This is a genomic window from Streptomyces sp. SudanB182_2057 (assembly GCF_964272715.1).
In the GTDB taxonomy this organism is placed as follows: Bacteria; Actinomycetota; Actinomycetes; order Streptomycetales; family Streptomycetaceae; genus Streptomyces; species Streptomyces rubradiris.
Map to the genome: position 1 here is coordinate 112,974 of NZ_OZ186798.1, position 17,931 is coordinate 130,904.

The 17,931-nt window shown below is 69.6% G+C and carries 10 protein-coding genes and 3 pseudogenes; 4 read left to right on the forward strand and 9 right to left on the reverse strand.

The window, feature by feature from the left end; genetic code table 11:
• Positions 1–125 precede the first annotated feature (125 nt).
• Complete coding sequence (locus ACSURM_RS00385; protein WP_436952286.1) at positions 126–413, forward strand: hypothetical protein; 288 nt, start codon at positions 126–128, stop codon at positions 411–413.
• 170 nt (positions 414–583) lie between these two features.
• Complete coding sequence (locus ACSURM_RS00390; protein ID WP_436952288.1) at positions 584–1,753, forward strand: cytochrome P450 family protein; 1,170 nt, start codon at positions 584–586, stop codon at positions 1,751–1,753.
• Between the two features lie 456 nt (positions 1,754–2,209).
• Here the strand turns inward: ACSURM_RS00390 and ACSURM_RS00395 are convergent.
• Positions 2,210–2,488: pseudogene (locus ACSURM_RS00395) on the reverse strand (zinc-binding dehydrogenase); the annotation flags it as partial.
• Positions 2,489–2,504: 16 nt separating this feature from the next.
• On the reverse strand, positions 2,505–2,987 hold the full coding sequence (locus ACSURM_RS00400) for an alcohol dehydrogenase catalytic domain-containing protein (protein WP_436952290.1): 483 nt from the start codon (positions 2,985–2,987) through the stop codon (positions 2,505–2,507).
• A gap of 854 nt (positions 2,988–3,841) precedes the next feature.
• On the opposite strand from ACSURM_RS00400, the gene ACSURM_RS00405 reads away from it, so the two are divergent.
• Positions 3,842–4,336 carry a TipAS antibiotic-recognition domain-containing protein gene (locus ACSURM_RS00405; RefSeq protein ID WP_436952292.1) on the forward strand — a complete coding sequence of 165 codons (495 nt, stop codon included), beginning with the start codon at positions 3,842–3,844 and terminating at the stop codon, positions 4,334–4,336.
• Between the two features lie 828 nt (positions 4,337–5,164).
• Here ACSURM_RS00405 and ACSURM_RS00410 read toward each other — a convergent pair.
• The 7 genes and pseudogenes from ACSURM_RS00410 to ACSURM_RS00440 all read right to left on the reverse strand — a co-directional run bounded on the left by ACSURM_RS00410 (position 5,165) and on the right by ACSURM_RS00440 (position 16,704).
• On the reverse strand, positions 5,165–5,575 hold the full coding sequence (locus ACSURM_RS00410) for a hypothetical protein (RefSeq protein WP_436961273.1): 411 nt from the start codon (positions 5,573–5,575) through the stop codon (positions 5,165–5,167).
• Between the two features lie 49 nt (positions 5,576–5,624).
• Positions 5,625–5,874 (reverse strand): annotated as a pseudogene (locus tag ACSURM_RS00415) (IS1380 family transposase); the annotation flags it as partial.
• A gap of 123 nt (positions 5,875–5,997) precedes the next feature.
• A complete protein-coding gene (locus ACSURM_RS00420) occupies positions 5,998–10,728 on the reverse strand; it encodes a glycosyl hydrolase family 18 protein (protein ID WP_436952293.1) in 4,731 nt (1,576 codons plus the stop codon).
• A gap of 601 nt (positions 10,729–11,329) precedes the next feature.
• On the reverse strand, positions 11,330–12,523 hold the full coding sequence (locus ACSURM_RS00425; RefSeq protein ID WP_436952295.1) for a trypsin-like serine protease: 1,194 nt from the start codon (positions 12,521–12,523) through the stop codon (positions 11,330–11,332).
• A gap of 417 nt (positions 12,524–12,940) precedes the next feature.
• Positions 12,941–13,619: pseudogene (locus ACSURM_RS00430) on the reverse strand (replication-relaxation family protein); the annotation flags it as partial.
• Between the two features lie 658 nt (positions 13,620–14,277).
• Positions 14,278–15,768: a carboxylesterase/lipase family protein gene (locus tag ACSURM_RS00435; protein ID WP_436952297.1), complete on the reverse strand. Its 1,491-nt coding sequence runs from the start codon at positions 15,766–15,768 to the stop codon at positions 14,278–14,280.
• Positions 15,769–15,789: 21 nt separating this feature from the next.
• On the reverse strand, positions 15,790–16,704 hold the full coding sequence (locus ACSURM_RS00440) for an MBL fold metallo-hydrolase (RefSeq protein ID WP_436952299.1): 915 nt from the start codon (positions 16,702–16,704) through the stop codon (positions 15,790–15,792).
• Positions 16,705–17,005: 301 nt separating this feature from the next.
• Here ACSURM_RS00440 and ACSURM_RS00445 point away from each other — a divergent pair, with 301 nt between their 5' ends.
• Positions 17,006–17,875: a helix-turn-helix domain-containing protein gene (locus ACSURM_RS00445; protein WP_436952301.1), complete on the forward strand. Its 870-nt coding sequence runs from the start codon at positions 17,006–17,008 to the stop codon at positions 17,873–17,875.
• The last annotated feature ends 56 nt before the right edge of the window (positions 17,876–17,931 follow it).

Sequence of the window (17,931 nt, forward strand, 5' to 3'; positions counted from 1 at the left end):
CAGACGAGCATGGCAGCAACATCACGCCATTGCCATAGGCCGAGGGAAGGCTGTCTGAAACGCAGCACATCGCAATGTCATATGCCAGCCTGACAAAGGCATCGTGGCGAGATTTATCCCCCCCCGTGAGGCGCGTCGATTCGTACGGCCGTCCCGTCGCGGTGACCTCCGGTGAATCCGCCGGTGAACCGCCCCTGGGGCAGCGGGAGATCGTGCACGCCCTGCACCGCCGTGGCCGGGCCGGATTCATGGGCACCGTCGACGCCGCCGGTGACAACGCCCTAGAATCCCCCATCGCACTCACGCGCAAGAACGTCCTCGACCGTCATCCGGCCACCCGCGGAAACCCCGCACGGCGATCACCACGCGGATCGAGCGAACCGGCCACCGGTGCCGTTCACAGCTCCGACTGAACCGTTCGACCTCATCGACACCGTTCGACCCCCTCGACTTCGAGACGATCGCGAAGCGCCACCGCCCCCGGCGGCACGAAACCCAGCTGTCACCGGTCCGTGCGTCTGGTCCGGCCGTTCGCGCCCGGCACTCGATGCCCGGCCCCGGTGACATGGATCAGGAGGCAGCGATGCAAGCCACGTTCCCCTTCACCACACCACACCACCTCGACAACGAGCCCGAAGCCGAGGCTCTGCTGGCACAGGCTCCGGCCGTCCTCGCGACGATGGGTACGGCAGACGTCTGGCTCGCCCTCTCCTACAAGGCGGTGCGCCAGGTTCTGAGCGACAGCCGGTTCAGCCGGGAGGCGGCCACACATCCGGGCGGCTCGCTGAAACTGTCCGTCGCCGCCGACCCGCTGCTGGTCTCCAGCCAGGACGGCGAGCGCCACGCCCGCCTGCGCAAGCTGATGTCGCAGGCGTTCAGCCCACGCATGGTCGATCAGCTCGAGCCACGCGTGCAGTCCATCGTGGACTCCTTGCTCGACGGCCTCGCACCCACCGCGGACCTTGTGGCAGGGCTGTGCGCTCCACTGCCGTTGATGGTCATCTGCGAGCTGCTCGGCGTGCCCTACTCCGAGGCGCCGGCCATCCGCAGGTGGACCAGACGGCTGTTCGTCACGGACATCACTCCGGAGGAACTACGGGCCGCGCAGAGCGAGATGCAGGACTGGCTCGCCGACCTGGTGCGACAGAAGCGGGCGCGGCCGGACAACGGGTTGATCTCGGCGATGGTCGCCGCCAACGACGAGGGCGACCACCTCACCGAACCCGAGCTGCTGGCCAACCTCGAGGGTCTGCTGATCGCCGGCCACGAGACGACCGTCAACCAGTTGGGCAACTCGTTGCTGACCCTGTTGCGCCACCCGGACCAACTCGCGCTGCTCCGGTCGTCGCCGGACCTGATCGGACCGGCGGTCGACGAACTGCTGCGCTACAGCAGGCTCTTCACCTCGGCCGAGGTCCGGGTCACTACCGAGCCCGTCGCGCTGGAGGGCGTCGAACTCGGGGCGGGCGAGGCGGTGTTGCCGGTCATCGTCGCGGCCAACCGCGACCCCGGTGTGTACCCGGACCCCGGCCGCTTCGACATCACGCGCGAAGGACCGGCAGCACACCTCGCCTTCGGACACGGGCCGCACTTCTGCCTCGGCGCGATACTGGCCCGCCGGGAGATGCGGGTGGCGATCGGGTCCGTGGTGAAACGGTATCCGGGACTCCGCCTCGCCGTCGACGAGTCCGAGCTCACCTACGTGCCGGAACTGGTCTTCCGCAGCCTGCAGGCGTTGCCGGTCACCTGGTGATCCGTGGTCTCTCGAACCAGCGCCGTTCCGACTGCGGAATGACAAACGGGCTGTCCTGGTCACCGGCCAGCGGACGGCCTCGACGGATCGCGTCGATGTTCGCCTGACTGCCGTGGCGGCTTCTCCTCGCATCGCCTTCGGTGCGGTCCGACAACGCCGGTTGCCGGACCGCACCACGGGCTCGGTCGTGCGCAGCCGACCATCTGTCCGTATCGCTGGGCGGCGTGCGCCGGGGTCTCCGGGGTGTGCTCCTTCGAGGCCGGGGCAGAGGGCGACACCAGGACCTTGATCTGATCGCCGCCGTCCAGCGGCGACAAGAACCCCTCGCGCACCACGTCGTCGAGGGCGATGACGGACGTCACCACGGAACGGAGGTCCAGGCCCTCCGTCCCGACGCAGCCGGATCAGCTCCGGATAGGTGTCCCGGTAGCCGACACTGGCCACGATCGCGTGCTCGTTGTCGGCCAGCGCGGAGGAGTCGAAGCCGACGCGGCGCCCCAGCCCCACCAGCACCGTCCGCCCGCCGCGACGGGTCGCCGCCAGGCAGGTGTCCAGCGCCGCCTGGGCGCCGACCACCTCGAAGGCCACGTCGGCGCCCTCGCCTCCGCAGGCGGCACGTGCCCGGAGCCCCGCTTCCTCCTCCCGGGCGTCCACCACCTCGGCCGCGCCGAGGCGCGCCGGCCGAGCCGGACGGGGTTGACGTCGGAGGCGACGATCCGCCGGACTCCCCGCCACGCGGCGAGCAGCACGGTCAGCAGCCCGACCGGGCCCAGGCCCACGACGGCCACGCTGTCGGCGTCCCCGCCGCGCCGCAGCGCGTGCAGCGCGACCGAGGCCGGTTCGAAGAGGGCCGCCTGCTCCAGCGGCACCTCGCCGGGCAGCCGGTGTGCCATGTACGAGGGGACCGGGCGTACTCGGCCGGCCCGCCGTGACCCACCAGCCCGGCGAAGCCGGAGTAGCGGCAGATGTCGTACTCGCCCGCCCGGCAGCGCGGGCAGGCGCCGCAGCGGTGGTGCAGTTCGACCCCGACGCGGTCACCCGTCGCCAGCTCCGTACGGCCGAGCCGACGGCGGTGACCGTGCCGCAGAACTCGTGCCCCAGGACGAGTGGGGCGCGGGCGCCCGAAGCCGGGTGGGGCCTGCCGACCGGCACCAAGTGGGGGCCGTCGGTGTACTCGTGCAGGTCGCGCCGCAGATCTCGCAGTACGCCACCGACAGCAGCACCTCAGGCCCATCTCTTGAGCGAGGACCCGGATCGCCGCCTCGCGCAGCCTGGACCGGTTACCACGTTGTCGCCCGGCGGTCTGTCAGGGCCCCATGGCAGGGTGATCTCAGGTCGTCTTCTGACCTTTCCCAGCCCCTGCCTGACGCGGCCCGGCGCGCCGCCGCCGCGATATCCCAGTGGGAGCCGATGCGGGACGCCATCGACTCTCTGGGGAGCTCGGTGCAGTATCAGGCGCGACCTGAATGCGTACCTCGCCGACGTAGAGGCGCGTCTTGGCCAGCGGCCGGCCGAGCGGATGCAGCAAGCCCTGGCCGATCCGCGGTCTGCCTGGCTCGCCGACGTCGAAACGAAGGTACAGCGGCTGGCCGCCGTAGTCGGCGAGCGGATCGGAGGGCTGATGTACCGGGGCTCGGACGGGCGGCCGGGCAACTGCCGAAGGCGTAGGCGCGCGCGTGGGTTGGCAGGGTGGTCACGGCGAAGGGATGTCGGTGTTGTCGAATACCCGCAGGTCGCCCGGCTTGTCAGTGCTTGCCGCTATGGTCCCCGGCTATGACGCGATCGCAGGACCGGCCCCGCACCGAGTCCCCTGAAGCGGCCGCCGACTCGGCGGACGAGCAGACCGCGGTGGTGAGACCCGCACCGTACGGTTCCGCGTCCGAACCCGTGTTCCGTCGTGGAGACCGGTCGACCGGCCGTCATGGAACCGGACCCGGTGCCAGCCGAGCTCGTCCCGCCGCGCAAGGTCACCGCGGGAATTCGGGCGGCGCCTTTTGCCGCCGGCTGACCGGGACGGAGCGCCGTAGGGTCCAGGAAATGGTTTGCCGACCCGGTGGCTGTGTGTCACCGTTCGGCCTGGAGCGGCAGTTGATCATCGGCGGCCGGTCGATGTTGACATGTCGCGGCCTCTCGGGGTTCCACCGGAGAGGTGACGAAACGATGGGAACCGGTGCCGTGGGGAACAATTACGAGGACGAGTGTCGCCGGTCGTTGGCCGAGGAGCAGGCGAAGAGCCTTGCCGGGACCAACAACTGGGAACATGTGGACAGGGAGCAGGTCCACCGGGACTGGGACGTCCTGTACCGGGAGATCACAATTTTGCTGGACGGCGGCTCCCTGCCAGGGGACCAGCAGATCCAGGAGCTCGTCCGCAGGCACTTCGACATCGCCTGCCGGTTCTACACTCCCTCCAGGGAGGCTTATGTCGGCATGTCGCTCTTTTACGCCGAGGACGAGGCCATGAGGGCGTTCCACGATTTCTATCACCCCGGTTTGGTGGATTTCCTGGGCGCCGCGATCAAGGTGTTCGCCGAGCAGGGGAGCGGATTCGCCCCCAGCGCAGGGGCCGAGGCTTCGGCGTAGTCGGGCGGTACGGGCCAGGAGATGCATGGACGGGTTACTGAGGTTGAACTCGTGGTGCCGTCTTCGCTGATCAGAAGTTGATGGCCAGTCCTGTGTCGGTGAGGCCCGCCGTCGCAGCGGAGTCCGCCAGGGCCAGCAGGGTGTGCGGGTCGGGTGCGGTGGTCATCACGTCCTCGGGTTTCCCCGGCCGTACGCGGCCGGGTCGGCAGTCGTCCGGCCCGAGCGCGGATCTGCGCACGGACGGGAGCTACCGTGTGCAGCCACCCCTTGTCCGCGGTCTGACGGCCATCGACAACAAGCGCCCGATTCCCCCTCGACCGTCCCTTGCAGTACGGGTTTACCGGTGACTGGCGTCACATCTGCGCCGTGCCACGGAGTGCGGTCTCTGTCCACAGGGCCGGGCGCGCACCGTAGGACAACCGGCCGGGCGCAGCAGGCATCCGGCCAGCGAACAGGAGACGACATCGCCGAAGGGGCCCCAGCTCGTCCCCGTTCAGATCCTGCGGGCCTGCGACTACGTGGAGCTGGTGCGGCAGGAGCAGGGCAGTAAGGAGGAGAAGGCCGCGCGGCGGAGTTCCACGCCGGCGCCGGACGGGCAGCGGCGCCGGTGTCGACAACTCCGCCCGTCGCAGGCGGCTGGCGTCGGTGAGCCGGTCCAGGTGCTCCCGCTGCTCCGATGAGAGCCGTATCAGGATCAGGTCGACGATGCTTACTCCTCGTTCGCGCGGGTCCCCGTACTTTCGCTGCGCCCTGATGTCTCTGGAGCCGGAGCGCCGGTCGTGTCCCGGGTTCTGGCGCGGCGGCTTCGATCTGCGTCCCGCCGGACGGTCACGGCCGGGAACCGTGGCCCTGGTCGTGACCCGGCTGCTGGCGCTGCTGCTCGTGCTCCTGGCGGTGCTGGTCGACACGGCTGGTAGGGGCGGCCGCCGCGGCCTTCCTGTCCTCCATGACGCGGCGGCGGGTGTCGGCGGCACGGGTGAAGGCGGCGAGCTGGTCCAGGCTCTTCGGTGTGCGCCGCCACGTCGCCAGGTCGGTCGTGCGGCCCTCCAGATACTCCTCGGGCATCGCGGCCTGCCGGTGGGCCTGAGCGGCGGCGGCCCGCTGCGCCGGGGTCAGGGCGGCATCCCGGTCTGGGTGGTCGACGGCGTAGGGAGCGGACGCCGTCTCGCCCTCGAGGTCGCGGTTCCACGCCGTCCCGCTCCCGTTGCGACCGCCGGTGCAGGCGTTCGCCGAGTCCATGCTGCGAGCACGCGAGCGTGCCAGGAAGGCCGGCACTCTGCCGCGCTCGGGCCCGCAGCATGGCGACATCGGCCAGGCAGTCCCCCCAGAGCCGTCGAGAGCGCGATATCCGGCAGGACCGTGCCCGGGTCGTGCACCGTCAGCGGCTTGCGCCACGGCGTCGGCGCCGCCGATATCGCGGTGTCCAGGCCCACCTTGCGGACCGTTCCGACCATCAGCACCGCCCCGGCCTGCGAGACCAACCCACTGCCACCGCCCTCGACACGAGCCCGCGGGTACAACCCGACACGCTTGCTCACCTGGAGAGTGCTTCTCTCCGTGCAGCCAACAGGACCCTGCACATGTCCCATCGTTGCGGGTCAGAAGCACTCTCCGGTTATGTGGTCAGGACGTGGAGTGTCAGGCGGGGTGGCTGGAAACGGTCAGCTGGCGGTGCCGATCAGCTTCCAGGGCTCGTGGTCGGCGTCGGCCCCGGTGCCGGGGGCATCGCCCTGCGTCCACCACTTGGCCTTCCAGACCTTGCCGTTGTACTTGACCGTGGTCTGCTCGATCGGCTGGCTGGCCGGGGAGTAGGCCTTGGTCGCGTCCCAGTTCCCGGCGCTGCAGCCACCGGCCGGCGGGGTCGCCGTACCGAGTCCCTTGAGGTTGTCGGTCACCGGTGCGTACGCCGTACCGCCGATCGACAGACTCGTGTTCACCGGACCGGTGATCGGGAGGTAGTAGATGATCGGCAAGTCGAGCGACTTCCCGGCCGGGATGATCTGGCAGTAGTCCAGCGTCGTACTGATCCGGTGGAGCGTGGCACCGGGTGTCAGTTTCCACTGGCCGCCTTGGGCATCGGTTTGCCAGTTGCCGTCCTTGACCAGCCATGACGTCGAGGCCGGGATGTCGAACGACAGCTTCGTGTCCTTGCCACCGCCGAGCGTGCGCCCGGTGTTGTTGGTGATCCGGACGGTCGGCTGCAACGGCCACAGGTTCGCCGTCGAAGTCGGGTAGTTGACCAACTCGACGCTCACGTTGGCCGTCACTGCCGGCGCGGCACCGCTGCTGCCGGTGCGCAGATCGTTGTCGTAGGCAGTGGCATTGCCCAGCTTCTGGTTCAGCCGGGTGGTCAGCGTGTACCCCATCCCGCACGGGGTGTCCGGCTGGACGTCGGCCGGGCAGGCGTAGTCGCCGCCGAGTTCCCACATCATCACGCCGCCCGCACCGGTCGACTTGACCAGATCGGTGACCGCGTCGATGCCCTGCTCGTCCTCGGTCGAAAGGAACACCTTCTTCTCGGCGTTCCACAGCCACGACGTCTTGGTGGTGTCGTCCCAGTACCGGGTGTAGTAACCCGTGCGCCGGTCGGTGACGTCGGTGTGCGGCTTCAGCCCGACGCTGGGGGCGTAGACCGGGGTGATGTTCTTCTCCAGGTTCTTGGCGTGCCACAGCGGGTTCGTCCCGGAGCCGAGCTCGCTGCCGTTGCTGGTCTCGTCGTGCCAGATGTTGTCGATGCCGAAGGCACCGTCACCGCACGGCCGCTTGATGCCCGTACCCGGCTCGCAGCCGCTCGGCTTGGACGACGTACCCCACAGGCCGTTGGTGCCGCCGGTGACGTTCTGCCAGCCGCGCGTGTAGTAGGGCACACCGATGTTGACGCGCCCGGCCTGCATCGCGCCACGCATGTACTTCATCGCCCAGTCGGTGTTGAAGTACCCGATCCTCCCGTACTCCGGGGTGGCGTACTGGTCGGCCAGTTCGGGGTCCTTGCCGTCGTCGAACAGTGCCGCGTTCGGGCCCACGACGTCGTTCCAGGTGCCGTGGTAGTCGTAGGCCATCAGGTTGGTGAAGTCCTGGTACTTCAGCGCGGTCTGGTTCGCCATCCCGCGGGCCAGGTAGCCGGAGGCCGACGACGCCGAGGTGAGCAGGTAGTACTTGCCGTCCGCGACGGAAGCCCGGTTCAGCGAGTCCCGCAGCGCCTTCATCAGCGCGGCGTATGTCGTGGGCAGGCCCTTGCGGCGCGGGTTCGACACCGCCCAGTCGGCCGGATTGCCGGTGTCCTCGAGGACCGTGGGGTACTCGAAGTCGATGTCGACACCGTCGAACCCGTAGGTCCGCAGGAAGTCCACGACCGAGCTCGCGAACGTGTCGATCCCACCCTGGTTGACCGAGCCGTCGGCGTTGGTGGTCATCGTGTAGAAGCCACCGGAACCGGCCCAGCCACCGACCGAGATCAGCGTCTTCACCCGCGGGTGCAGGCGCTTGTACTTCGTCAGCAGGTTGAAGTGCCCCTTGTAGGGCAGCGAGGGATCCATCTCGGCGCCGGCCTCGCCGGGCCACTCCTTCTGGGTGGCGTTCGAGTCGACCTTGATCTTGTTGTTCTCCACCGACGCGAACGCGTAGTTGAGGTGGGTCACCTTCGACCACGGGATGTTCTTCACCAGGTAGTGCGGTGTGCCGTCGGCGCCCGTGCGGCCACCGTTGAAGTAGCCCACGACCCGGCGGCTGCGTCCCTCACCGAGCCATTCGCGGCCGTCGCTCTGGTAGATCTTGCAGTACGGCGTCGCCACACCCGGAGTGGTCGCCAGACCGTCCGGTCGGCAGTCGCCGGTCGCGGCCGGCCGCGTACCGCCGTCGTCGCCACCGGGGTGCGACTCCATAGGGTCGCCGACACCGCCGTTGACACCGAGATCACCGGCACCTCCGTCGGTGCGGCTGCCGTCGCCGTAGCTCGGCACCAGCCAGCCCTCGATGTCACCGGCACCACTCGCCGTGGCCTCCTGGGCCGCCTTGGCTGCCTTGAGGGCGGTCTTCGCCGTCGTAGCCGTAGTCGTAGTTCCGGAGCGGGTCAGGGTGAAGTCCTGGATCCTGTCGCCGTTGAGGTCGGCGAAGGTCCCGGTGGTGCCCTGGAACGGGTCGCCGGCGCGGATCACGCCCAGCGACTTCCAGCCGGAGGTGACGGTCCACGGCGAGCCGGTGTTCTCCCAGGCCCGGACGTCACCGGTGGTGAACTCGACCCGGACCGTATCGGCCTTGCCGTCACCGGTGATGTCGGCGAAGGCGACCTGCCCGGCGGGCGACTCACCGGGAGTGGCGAAGCCCGAGATCTTGCTCCAGCCGCCCGGAGTCGGCATTTCCTCGCCCTTGTTCTGCCAGGCGGTCGGGAAGCTCATCCGGTCCAGCGTGATCAGGTCTTCGCGGTGGTCACCGTCGAGGTCGGCGAAGTACATCTGCGGCGGGTAGCCGAGGTTGTTCGCGACGATCGTCGCGGTGCCCCAACTGATGCTGTCGCCGCTGCTGGTGTTGCGCGACATCCGCATCGCGACGATGCCGGTCGGTGAGTCGGCCGGCGGCAGGATCCGGATGTAGTCGTCCTTGCCGTCACCGTCCAGGTCGGCGAAGTAGACCTCATCCGGGTTGTTCCCGCGGTCGGCCGGGCTGATGTCGCCCAGTGAGACCGCTTCCTTGGTCGGGTCGTCGTTGCGCCAGCCGGTGACCTTGCCGTCCGTTCCGACCACCGCGTAGTCGGCCTTGCCATCGCCGTTCAGGTCGGGGAAGGCGGTCTTCGAGCCGGTCGCGGCGGCGTCCCGGATCTTGCCGATCGGCTTCCAGGCGTACGAGCGGCCGCTGATCATGTGCTGCAGGAGCGCGATCCGAGTGCCCGCGGCGAAGGCGTCCGCGATCTTCTTGTAGCCGGCGTCGGTCGGGTAGATCTCGTCGGTGATGTCCTCCGTGGTCACCGCGCCCATGTCGACCAGCACCAGCCGTGCGCCGTCCTGGATCTTGTCGTAGGCCATCGTGCGGAGCGCGCTGTTGTAGGCGTCGATCCGGGCCTGGTACGTCGGGTTCGTCGACGGCGGCAGGGTGCCGAGCAGGACGGTCGTCGTCGGCGAGGTCCGGTAGATCTCGTCCAGGAAGCCCCGCATCTTCCCGGCCGTCGCGGCGCCGTCGGCACCGCCGGTCAGATCGGCCGTGCCCGCGATCAGGGTCATCATGTTCGGCCGCAGTGTTGTCAGCGCGGGGATCGTCTGGGCCTTGATGTCGTCGATTCCCTTGCCCACGAACCCCATGTGGTCGGGGTCGCCGCGCTTGCCGGTCTTCTGCTCACCGACGAAATCCGTGCGCCCGAAGATGACACTGAGCGCGCCACCGAACAACGCGGCGATGGTCATGGCCTCCGCCTGGGTGCTCAGTCCGTCCCGGTAGCCGGTCTCGTCGGTGCTGTTCGCACCGACCGTGATCCCGTCACCGACCGGCATCACCCGGAGCTCTTCGATCGGACTGGCGGCGGGTGACGGAGTGGGCCCGGCCGCGTTGAGCCGGCCGAACTGGACCGGCCGGTGGTCGGAGTTGCCCTCGGAGCGGACATCGACCGGGGTATCGAGATTCAGGTGGGTGGTGACGAAGTAATCCAGCTCACGGCCTCCCTGGTGGGTCGCCCTACCCGAGCTGCGGATCTGCATGCCCTGCGGGAAGTTGGCCCGCGCGGAGAGGTCCTCCGGATTGACGTTGAAGTCGCCACCGATCGTCGCGTGGTAGGTCACACCACGCTGGGTCCCGAGGGCCGCGATCCAGTCGTTGATGGCTCTCAGCATCGGCACGGAGTCACCGCCGCCGCCGGACAGGCCATGGAAGGTGAAGTACCACTCGTCGCCGAACCGCGCCCCGAGCGCGTTCCGGCCGGCGTCGACCGGGTTGCCGACGACTGTCATCTCGTCGGGCCCCTCACTCAGGACGAGCGCGACGTTGACCCGGCCGCCGATCCGGCGCAGGTTGGTCGCGTCGTCGTCGGTCGGCAGGAAGTAGACCTCACGGGTCGGGATGGGATTGCGCCAACTGGAGTCGACGACCCAGGTGTGGTGCAGCACGGTGTGCTGATGCGTGTTGCCCTGGCTGTCTACCGTGGTGTAGGTCCCGTTGGGCTGTGCGGTGCTGCCCAATGGAGGCTGCGGGCCGGCCTCCTGAACCATCACGATCGGCGCCTGCAGCGCGAACTGCCGGACCGTGTTGGTCCACTTGCTGCCCGTCGGTGCGCCGTTGTTGGCCCCCTCCATGTTCCAGGAGACCAAGGGCGTGGTGGCCGCAGGGAAATCGGTGGCGGAGGCCGGAACGACAAGTGTCGCTGCCAGCCCGGCCATCATCGTCACTACGGCGATTAATCGGCGGAACAAAGAGTTCCTCCCCGTTTCTCACATCCAACGGATCGGGAGTGATCGCTCGCTGGGCACTAGTCGGCTTCTCAAGGTACGTCTCGATCGTTCCTGGGGCTACGTCGACTTATCGGCCATACCTGGGTGTTAGTTCCGATGGCCTACCGGAGTCGGGGCAGGCTGAGCCCTGATCCACCGTCTTGATCCAGGAGTGGTCCTTCCGGGGGGCTCGTCGGCGCCTCCCGTCCGCTCCGGAGCGACCGGCCGCCGCTCAGTGCAACTCCTCCTCGGCCGCCGCCGCGTTGGTGTACGGCTACGGAACGTATACGGCTGACACCTTCGAGAATCGCGTCCTGCGCGCCGCCGGCGAGCGGCTGCTGCGGCTGCCGGGCGTCCCCGGCCCCGTCCGGCGGCGCTTGGCCCACCAGCGGTCCGGCTCGCCGGCACCCTGCCCCTGGTACGGGGACAGGAACTGCCGCACTGACAGCCGTCCCGCCTCGGCTCCCACCACCGGCCCGCGCTGCGGCTCGACGAGGCCGCCGCGACGGAAGCCGGCGTCCTCCCGGCCTTCACGGCCGCCGAGGACGCCGGGCGGGCCCTGGCACAGGCCGCGAGGACGGATCTACCTGTTGATCCAGATGCCGAAGTCCCGCGTGGCCGTGTAGAAGTCCTGGAAGCCCAGGCGCGCCCCCGCGCTACGGGTCACCGTGCCCTTGGCGATCGCGCCGCCGGCGGCCGAGGCGGTGTATATCGGGCCGCCGCTGTCACCGCTGCGGGCCGCCTCCCGGCCGTCCATCTGCTCCGCCTCCACCAGGTCTTCGGAGTCGTTGTAGAAGAAGAGGACCTTCATGTTGCAGACCGGGCCGCCCGTGGCCCGTGCGCTGGTGATCCCGGACTGGCACAGGTACTCACCCGGGAAGACGTGGTCCCAGCCGTCGACCCGCACGCCCGCGTCGCTGTCGGGTCCTCCGGTGTACATGAAGTTGTCGGAGTTCGTGGGGATGAGCATCACGTCGTGGTCGTCACTGGACTTGGTGGAGGTGCCGATGTAGGTGCCCTGCGGGTTGGTGAACCGATTGCCGCTCCGACCGCAGTGCTCAGCGGTGAGCAGGTAGGTCGCACTTACGTCACGCACACCGAACCCGGCCGTGCACGCCCCGCCATCGAAGTTTATCTGTGCTCCGCCCGACCACGGCGCACCGTCGTTCACACGCGAGCGTTCCTGGAGAGGCTCCTCGCTGATCGTCTTCACGGACACGCCGGCGATCCGGTCGACCGTGCTGTGGTCCTGCCCGACGGAGGCGGTGCGTGCTGCGCGGGTGGTGTCCTGTGCCAGGACCAGTCCGCTGCCGTCAGTGGGGATCTTGACGCTGTGGCCGAGCGAGGGGTCCTTCTCCAGCCGGGCTTGTAACAGCTCGGAGGCGTCCTTGAGTTCGGCCAGCGAGTGGTCCGCGGCGACGATGTGCACGGGGGCGGTTCTGCGGGCCCGCTCCGCGGCCCGCTGTACGGGCTCGGGCAGGTCGCCCTTCCACCAGAGGGTGACGTGGTCTTCCTGAAGGCCGATGCCCGTGTAGCCCTCGTAGTGGCCCCGCTCCTGGGCCTTGGCGAGGATGCTCGCAGCGGCGACGAGGGGTCGCTGCTCGTTCATCTTCCGCAGGTTGTCGGCGCCGACAACCTGTGAGATCGGGACGCTCTTCTCGCTGTTACCGTCGCGCTGCTGCTCGGCGCTGGCGCCCGGGGCGAGGGTGCCGACGAGCGCCATCGCCGCGGCCAGGGCCGAACCCGCAGCCCACAGGCTGGTTCTGCCGTATCTCATGAGAATGCCTTTCCTCTTGGCGTAGCAGTCTGTGATCAGACGGCACAGACATCCTCATGGGCCCCGATTTCCATTCGATCTACAAATGATTAATATCAACCAGATACTCGGGGGTCGGAAGTGACCGGCAGGAAGCCCGGCTCCACCGCAGCGTGCTCTCAACGGCACGGCCAACGTGGGTGCGGTACCGCCTCATTCTGTTGCCGTGGTCAGGGCGTATCGCCGTAGACGCGCCGGTTCAGCGGCTGCTCGTCTCCGTTCACGCGATCAGCTTTCCAGCCGCCACCGGCGGCGCCCGATGTCGAACCGGCTGCGGGGCTTCACGGCCGGCGCTTGGATGCCGCGCGTTCGGCTTCCTCCGCCCGGCGGCGCGCGACGCGCTCAGCCTCCGTACGGTCGGCGGCCTCCCTTCGCCCGGTGCGGGGTGCCGGCGAAGTAGCGGCGGGCGGCCTGCTCCAGGCGCCGCATCCGGCTCTCGCGCTGCGCGGCGGTCTTACGCGTGAAGACGAACGCCACCGGCACGTAACCCTCGCGGCCCGTCGCGGGGTAGAGCCGCGACCACGGCCGGAAGTCGTGCACCGTCTCGGCTTTTTGACGGGCCATCATCTCCTTGAGCGCGTCGGCCTTCTGCGTCAGGCGCTCGAACCACTCGGTGTAGCGACGCAACTTGTCCACCAGGTCGTCGACGGGCTCGGTGACCCGGTCGACCTCCAGGAGCATCGCGGGCACGCCGGCGTCCGGGGCACGCATCGTCAGGTCGGCGTGCTGGGTGTAGCCGTACGGCAGGCGGTGGGCAATCTCGGTCTGCCAGGACAGCGGCATGCCGTAGCCGGCCCCGGTGAGCACGGCCGCGGTCGTCGTGACGGCGGCGGCGTGTTCGTCGTAGCCATCGTCCTTCACCGGCCGGCCCTTGGCGTCGAACCGGAGCTTGCGCAGCGCGGAGATCCGCACCGTCTTCGGCAGCAGCGGCTTGGCTTCCTTGTGCCCTTGCACACCGGCCGAGCGGACGCCCTTCTTCAGGCCCGGTGTCATCCACGATCAGAACGGCCTCTGGGTCTGCGAGGTGTTCGACGACGTAGTCGCGTACGTCGTCCAGGACCTCGTCGGCATCCCGACGTGGCGCGGGTGCCGCTGTTCGGCGAGGACGGTACCCCGCATGAGCCGTCTCAGACCGTGGCCGTCTCAGCTGCGGGCGGTCGAGGGCAGGAGCGTGGTCACCCAGCGCCGCTCACCGCGCGACGAGCGCCAGGTCCTCATCCGCCTCGCCCAGGAAGGCGCCGCACACCTCGCGGTCATGCGGGCCCAGCTGCGCGCGCCAGTACGCGGCCCTGTCGCAGTTCACTCCGCAGGAGCAGCGCGTACTCGCCGCACAGCTGCACCGCCTGGCCGGCCTCATCAACGAGACCATTCCCAGGGCGGCCGGATCGGCGGCGGGCGAGGGCCGACCATCCAGGCGACGGTTCCCGCTGACCCGTCCCTCGGCCTGGCACCGGCACCGGCACCGAGCACCGCAGGCCCTTCACGCCGCAGAACGTTGCGGGGCTCGCACGAAATGCGGTCCCTCGGCAAAGAGATGCTCCGGGTCGTTGCCAGAGCCGCCGCAGTCGCCGCCGAACGGTTCGAGGAGGACTGGTTCGCGCGGTCCGTCGGCGCTCTGGAGGGAACGGCTCCCGTCACGACCCATGGCTGTCGCACTCGCCCGGTGCGGACAGCTCGCCTCGTGAAGGAACGCGTCGCACGGCGTGCGTGCCCGATCAGGTCCATGCCTGGCGTTCCCGGCCGCGAGGGTCGTCGGTCTGCGTCCAGTCGGCGTCGATACGCATGGTGGCCCGGCGCACGGTGTCGTACGGGACCCAGCCGGGATCACCGGTCCTGGCGAACCGGATCCATGTCTCGTGCATACGGGGGGCGAGACCGGCGGGCGGTCTGTCGGGGCCGAGCAGGGCATGGGCACCGTGCAGCCGGGACAGGTGCGTGAGATCGAAGACGAAGGGGAGCTCCACCGCGTGGGCGGCGCCCAGTTGTCCGTCCAGGGCGTGGGAGCGCCACGCGAACTCGTACGCGTAGGTGGCGCCACCGGACCGGTCGGTGTGTGCGTCGGCCAGGGCCCGGCTGCCCGCGCCGAACAGGGCGTCGCCCATGATGGCCGACCGCAGTTCGCCGAAGGCCGCCCTCGGGCGGGTCCTGCGGTACGTGTCCACGAGCCGGACCGGATCGGGATGCACACGTGCCGCGAGGGCATCGACGTCCGCACGGGTCGAGGTGGCGTAGGTGCCCATCGGGACCAGGTAGAGGTTTCCCTCCTCCGTGTTGGTCCCGACGAGCAGGTCGACGCCGGCGCCGGGGCCCGCGGCGACGGATTGCGCGGGCTGGGTGTCCAGGACCAGGCTGAAAGGGCTGAGCCCGACCAGCGGGTCGTGGTGGGTGGCCGTCCGCAGGTCCGTGCCGGCGAGCGCGGAGGCCGCTTCCACCAGGCGGGCGTCCGGGATCTCCGCGAAGGCGTCGACGTGCGGTTCGACGCCCAGGGTCCGGGCCGCCGCCCCGGCGACGCGGGCGGCCTGCTCGGGCGTGAACGCGCCCAGACCGTTGCCGCTCTGGACGATCGCCCGGTGGAACAGTCCCGCGGCCTCGGGAGTGGCCAGGACGCCCCCGACGACGGTCGCCCCCGCCGACTGGCCGAACAGGGTGACGTTGTGCGGGGCACCGCCGAAGGCGGCGATGTTGTCCCGTACCCAGCGCAGCGCGGCCACGACGTCGAGCAGCCCGCGGTTGGCAGGCGCCCCGGGAAGGTCGAGGAACCCCGCGATGCCGAGCCGGTAGTTGAGGGTGACGAGGACGACACCGTCGCGGGCGAAGGCGGAACCGTCGTACAGCGCGGACCGCGTCGACCCGGCGACGAACCCACCGCCGTGGACGAACACCATGACGGGCAGGTCGCCGTCCGGGTCGGCGGGCGTCCAGACGTTGACCGTGAGGTAGTCCTCGCCACGGCTCCAACCGGCCCCGAAGTAGGGGGACATGTCCAGACGGCCGAACTCGCGTCCGGGCTGTGGAGCATTGGGCCCCGGCGTCGTGGCGTCCCGTATGCCGTCCCATGGTTCGTGCGGGCGGGGCGCCGCGAACCGTCCGGCGCCACGGAGCGGGGCGGCGTAAGGGATGTTCAGGAACGCGGCGACGCCGCCCCGGCGCAGGCCGCGGACGGGTCCCCGCGTCGTGGTGACGACGGGGTTGGTGCGAGGGTTCACCGGAGTGCCTTTCCGCAGGGCTCAGCCCTGTTCGGGGTAGGGGACGAAGGAAGCCCAGTCCTTGATCGCGAAGTTGCCGCCGTCGCGTACCACGTGTGCGGCGCCGTGGCCGCCCAGGTGCGCGGGCACGACGAGGGCGTGGTGGTCCGCCGCCCAGCCCAGGATCTTGCGGCGGGTGGCGCGTGCCCGCGCGGGGTCCTCGCAGAAGCAGCTGTTGCAGTCCGGTTCGAGGATCTGTACCGGGCTGTGCAGCAGGTCGCCGACGAAGACCGCGCGGTCCGTCCCGGAGGTGAGGATCAGTACGGAGGACCCGGGGGTGTGCCCCGGGGCGGACTCCAGGCGCAGAGCGGCGTCGATCTGGTGGCTGTCCTCCCACAGCAGTGTCTGGCCGGCCTGGTGCACCGGGGCGACACTGTCCTCGAACACGTTCTGGTTGCCGCGGCCGAGTACGCTCGTGTGGCCGTTCTCCGGGTTCCAGAAGTCGAAGTCGTCCTTCGGCATCAGGTAGGTGGCGTTGGGGAAAGTGGGCACCCAGGTACGCCCGTCGAGATACGTGTTCCAGCCGACGTGATCGATGTGAAGGTGTGTGTTGATCACGATGTCCACGTCCTCGGGGCGGACTCCGGCGCGGGCGAGGTTGTCGAGGAATCCGGTGTCCATCCGGCTCCATACAGGGGCGTAGGGGCGCTCCTTGTGATTGCCCACGCCGGTGTCGACGAGGATGGTCCTGCCTTCGCTGCGCAGGAGCCAGGTCTGGATCGCCGCGTTGACGATCCCGGTGCCGTCGTCCAGGAAGTCCGGGACCAGCATGGTGCGGTGTTCTTCCCATGTCTGCGCGTGGCTGTCCGCGAAGAACATCTCGGGGGTCATGTCCACGGGCCCGAAGTACTCCCGGACACGGGTGAGGGTGACGTCACCCAGGGTGATGGTGTTCATGTGGCTTTCCCTGCGCTTTCTCAAGGGGCGACGAGGCTGTCCGGCGTGGCACGGCCCGTACGCGTCGGCGGTCTCGGCCGGACAGCTCCCGCAATGGCGCCCCGGACGGAGCGGCGGTGCCGAAGAGCCCGGTCATGTGGACGTCCTTACGAGAGGTGCGGCGCACGCCGGTGCCGTCGTCGCGACGGGTGAACGGTGCGGAACCCATGCCAGCCGCATCACGGCGACCGCGCCAGACCTGACCGTGCCTATCCCCGGCCGGGTCAGGTTCCCGGCACGCGAGGCCCGCATACTGGGCCACATGAGCGGACAGCGAGAACTCGGGAACTTCCTGCGGACTCGGCGGGCTCGGCTGCGTCCGGAGGATGTCGGGCTGCCGGACTACGGAGACCGGCGCCGGGTGCCCGGCTTGCGCCGTGAGGAACTGGCGCTGCTGGCCGGTGTGAGTTCCTCGTACTACACCCGTCTGGAACAGGGCCAGTCCATGGGCCCCTCACCGGAGGTCCTCGACGCCATCGGCCGGGCGCTGCACCTGGACAAGGCCGAGCAGCGCCACCTCCACGACCTGGCGGACCGCGCGAAGCGGCGTACGGCCGTCCACCGCCCGCCCGCCGAACACCTGGACGCGGCGACCCTCGACCTGCTGGAGGCTGTCGGTGACGTTCCCGCCCTCGTCAGCGGGCGGCGCGGTGACGTCCTGGCCTGGAACCGGACGGGGCACGCGCTGTTCGCCTCCCACCTCGACCCGGCCGGCCCGGCGGATCCCGGCAACCGGCCCAACCTGGTCCGCCTGATCTTCCTCGACCCCCACACCCGCGCGCTGTACGCCGACTGGCCGAGCAAGGCGAGGGCCGCCGTCGAGAACCTCCGTATGACGGCCGGCCGGCACCCCGATGACACGCTTCTCACCTCGCTCGTCGACGAGTTGACCACGAGGAGTGCGGAGTTCGCCGCCATGTGGGCCGATCACAGGGTCAGCCCCTGTGACTCCGCGGTGTACGAGATGCACCACCCGCTGGTCGGCAGCCTCACCGTCCGGCAGCACAGCCTGCGTCCCCCGCAGGACGAGGAACGGCACATCGTCCTCGCCATCGCCGAACCCGGCTCCCCGTCACAGGCCGCCCTCCGCCAGCTCGCCCTGGTGACTGTCCCGTCGGTCCGTCAGGAGTGAAGCGCCGACGACGTCTGCCCGGGGGCACTGGACGACTCGCACGGCCCGGCCCCAGT

Excerpts from the sequence above, each read along its gene's own strand:
- ACSURM_RS00390 (WP_436952288.1), top strand. The coding sequence starts at position 584 with ATGCAAGCCACGTTCCCCTTCACCACACCACACCACCTCGACAACGAG.
- ACSURM_RS00400 (WP_436952290.1), bottom strand. The coding sequence starts at position 2,987 with ATGGGCCTGAGGTGCTGCTGTCGGTGGCGTACTGCGAGATCTGCGGCG.
- ACSURM_RS00410 (WP_436961273.1), bottom strand. The coding sequence starts at position 5,575 with ATGGACTCGGCGAACGCCTGCACCGGCGGTCGCAACGGGAGCGGGACG.
- ACSURM_RS00425 (WP_436952295.1), bottom strand. The coding sequence starts at position 12,523 with ATGAGATACGGCAGAACCAGCCTGTGGGCTGCGGGTTCGGCCCTGGCC.
- ACSURM_RS00440 (WP_436952299.1), bottom strand. The coding sequence starts at position 16,704 with ATGAACACCATCACCCTGGGTGACGTCACCCTCACCCGTGTCCGGGAG.
- ACSURM_RS00445 (WP_436952301.1), top strand. The coding sequence starts at position 17,006 with ATGAGCGGACAGCGAGAACTCGGGAACTTCCTGCGGACTCGGCGGGCT.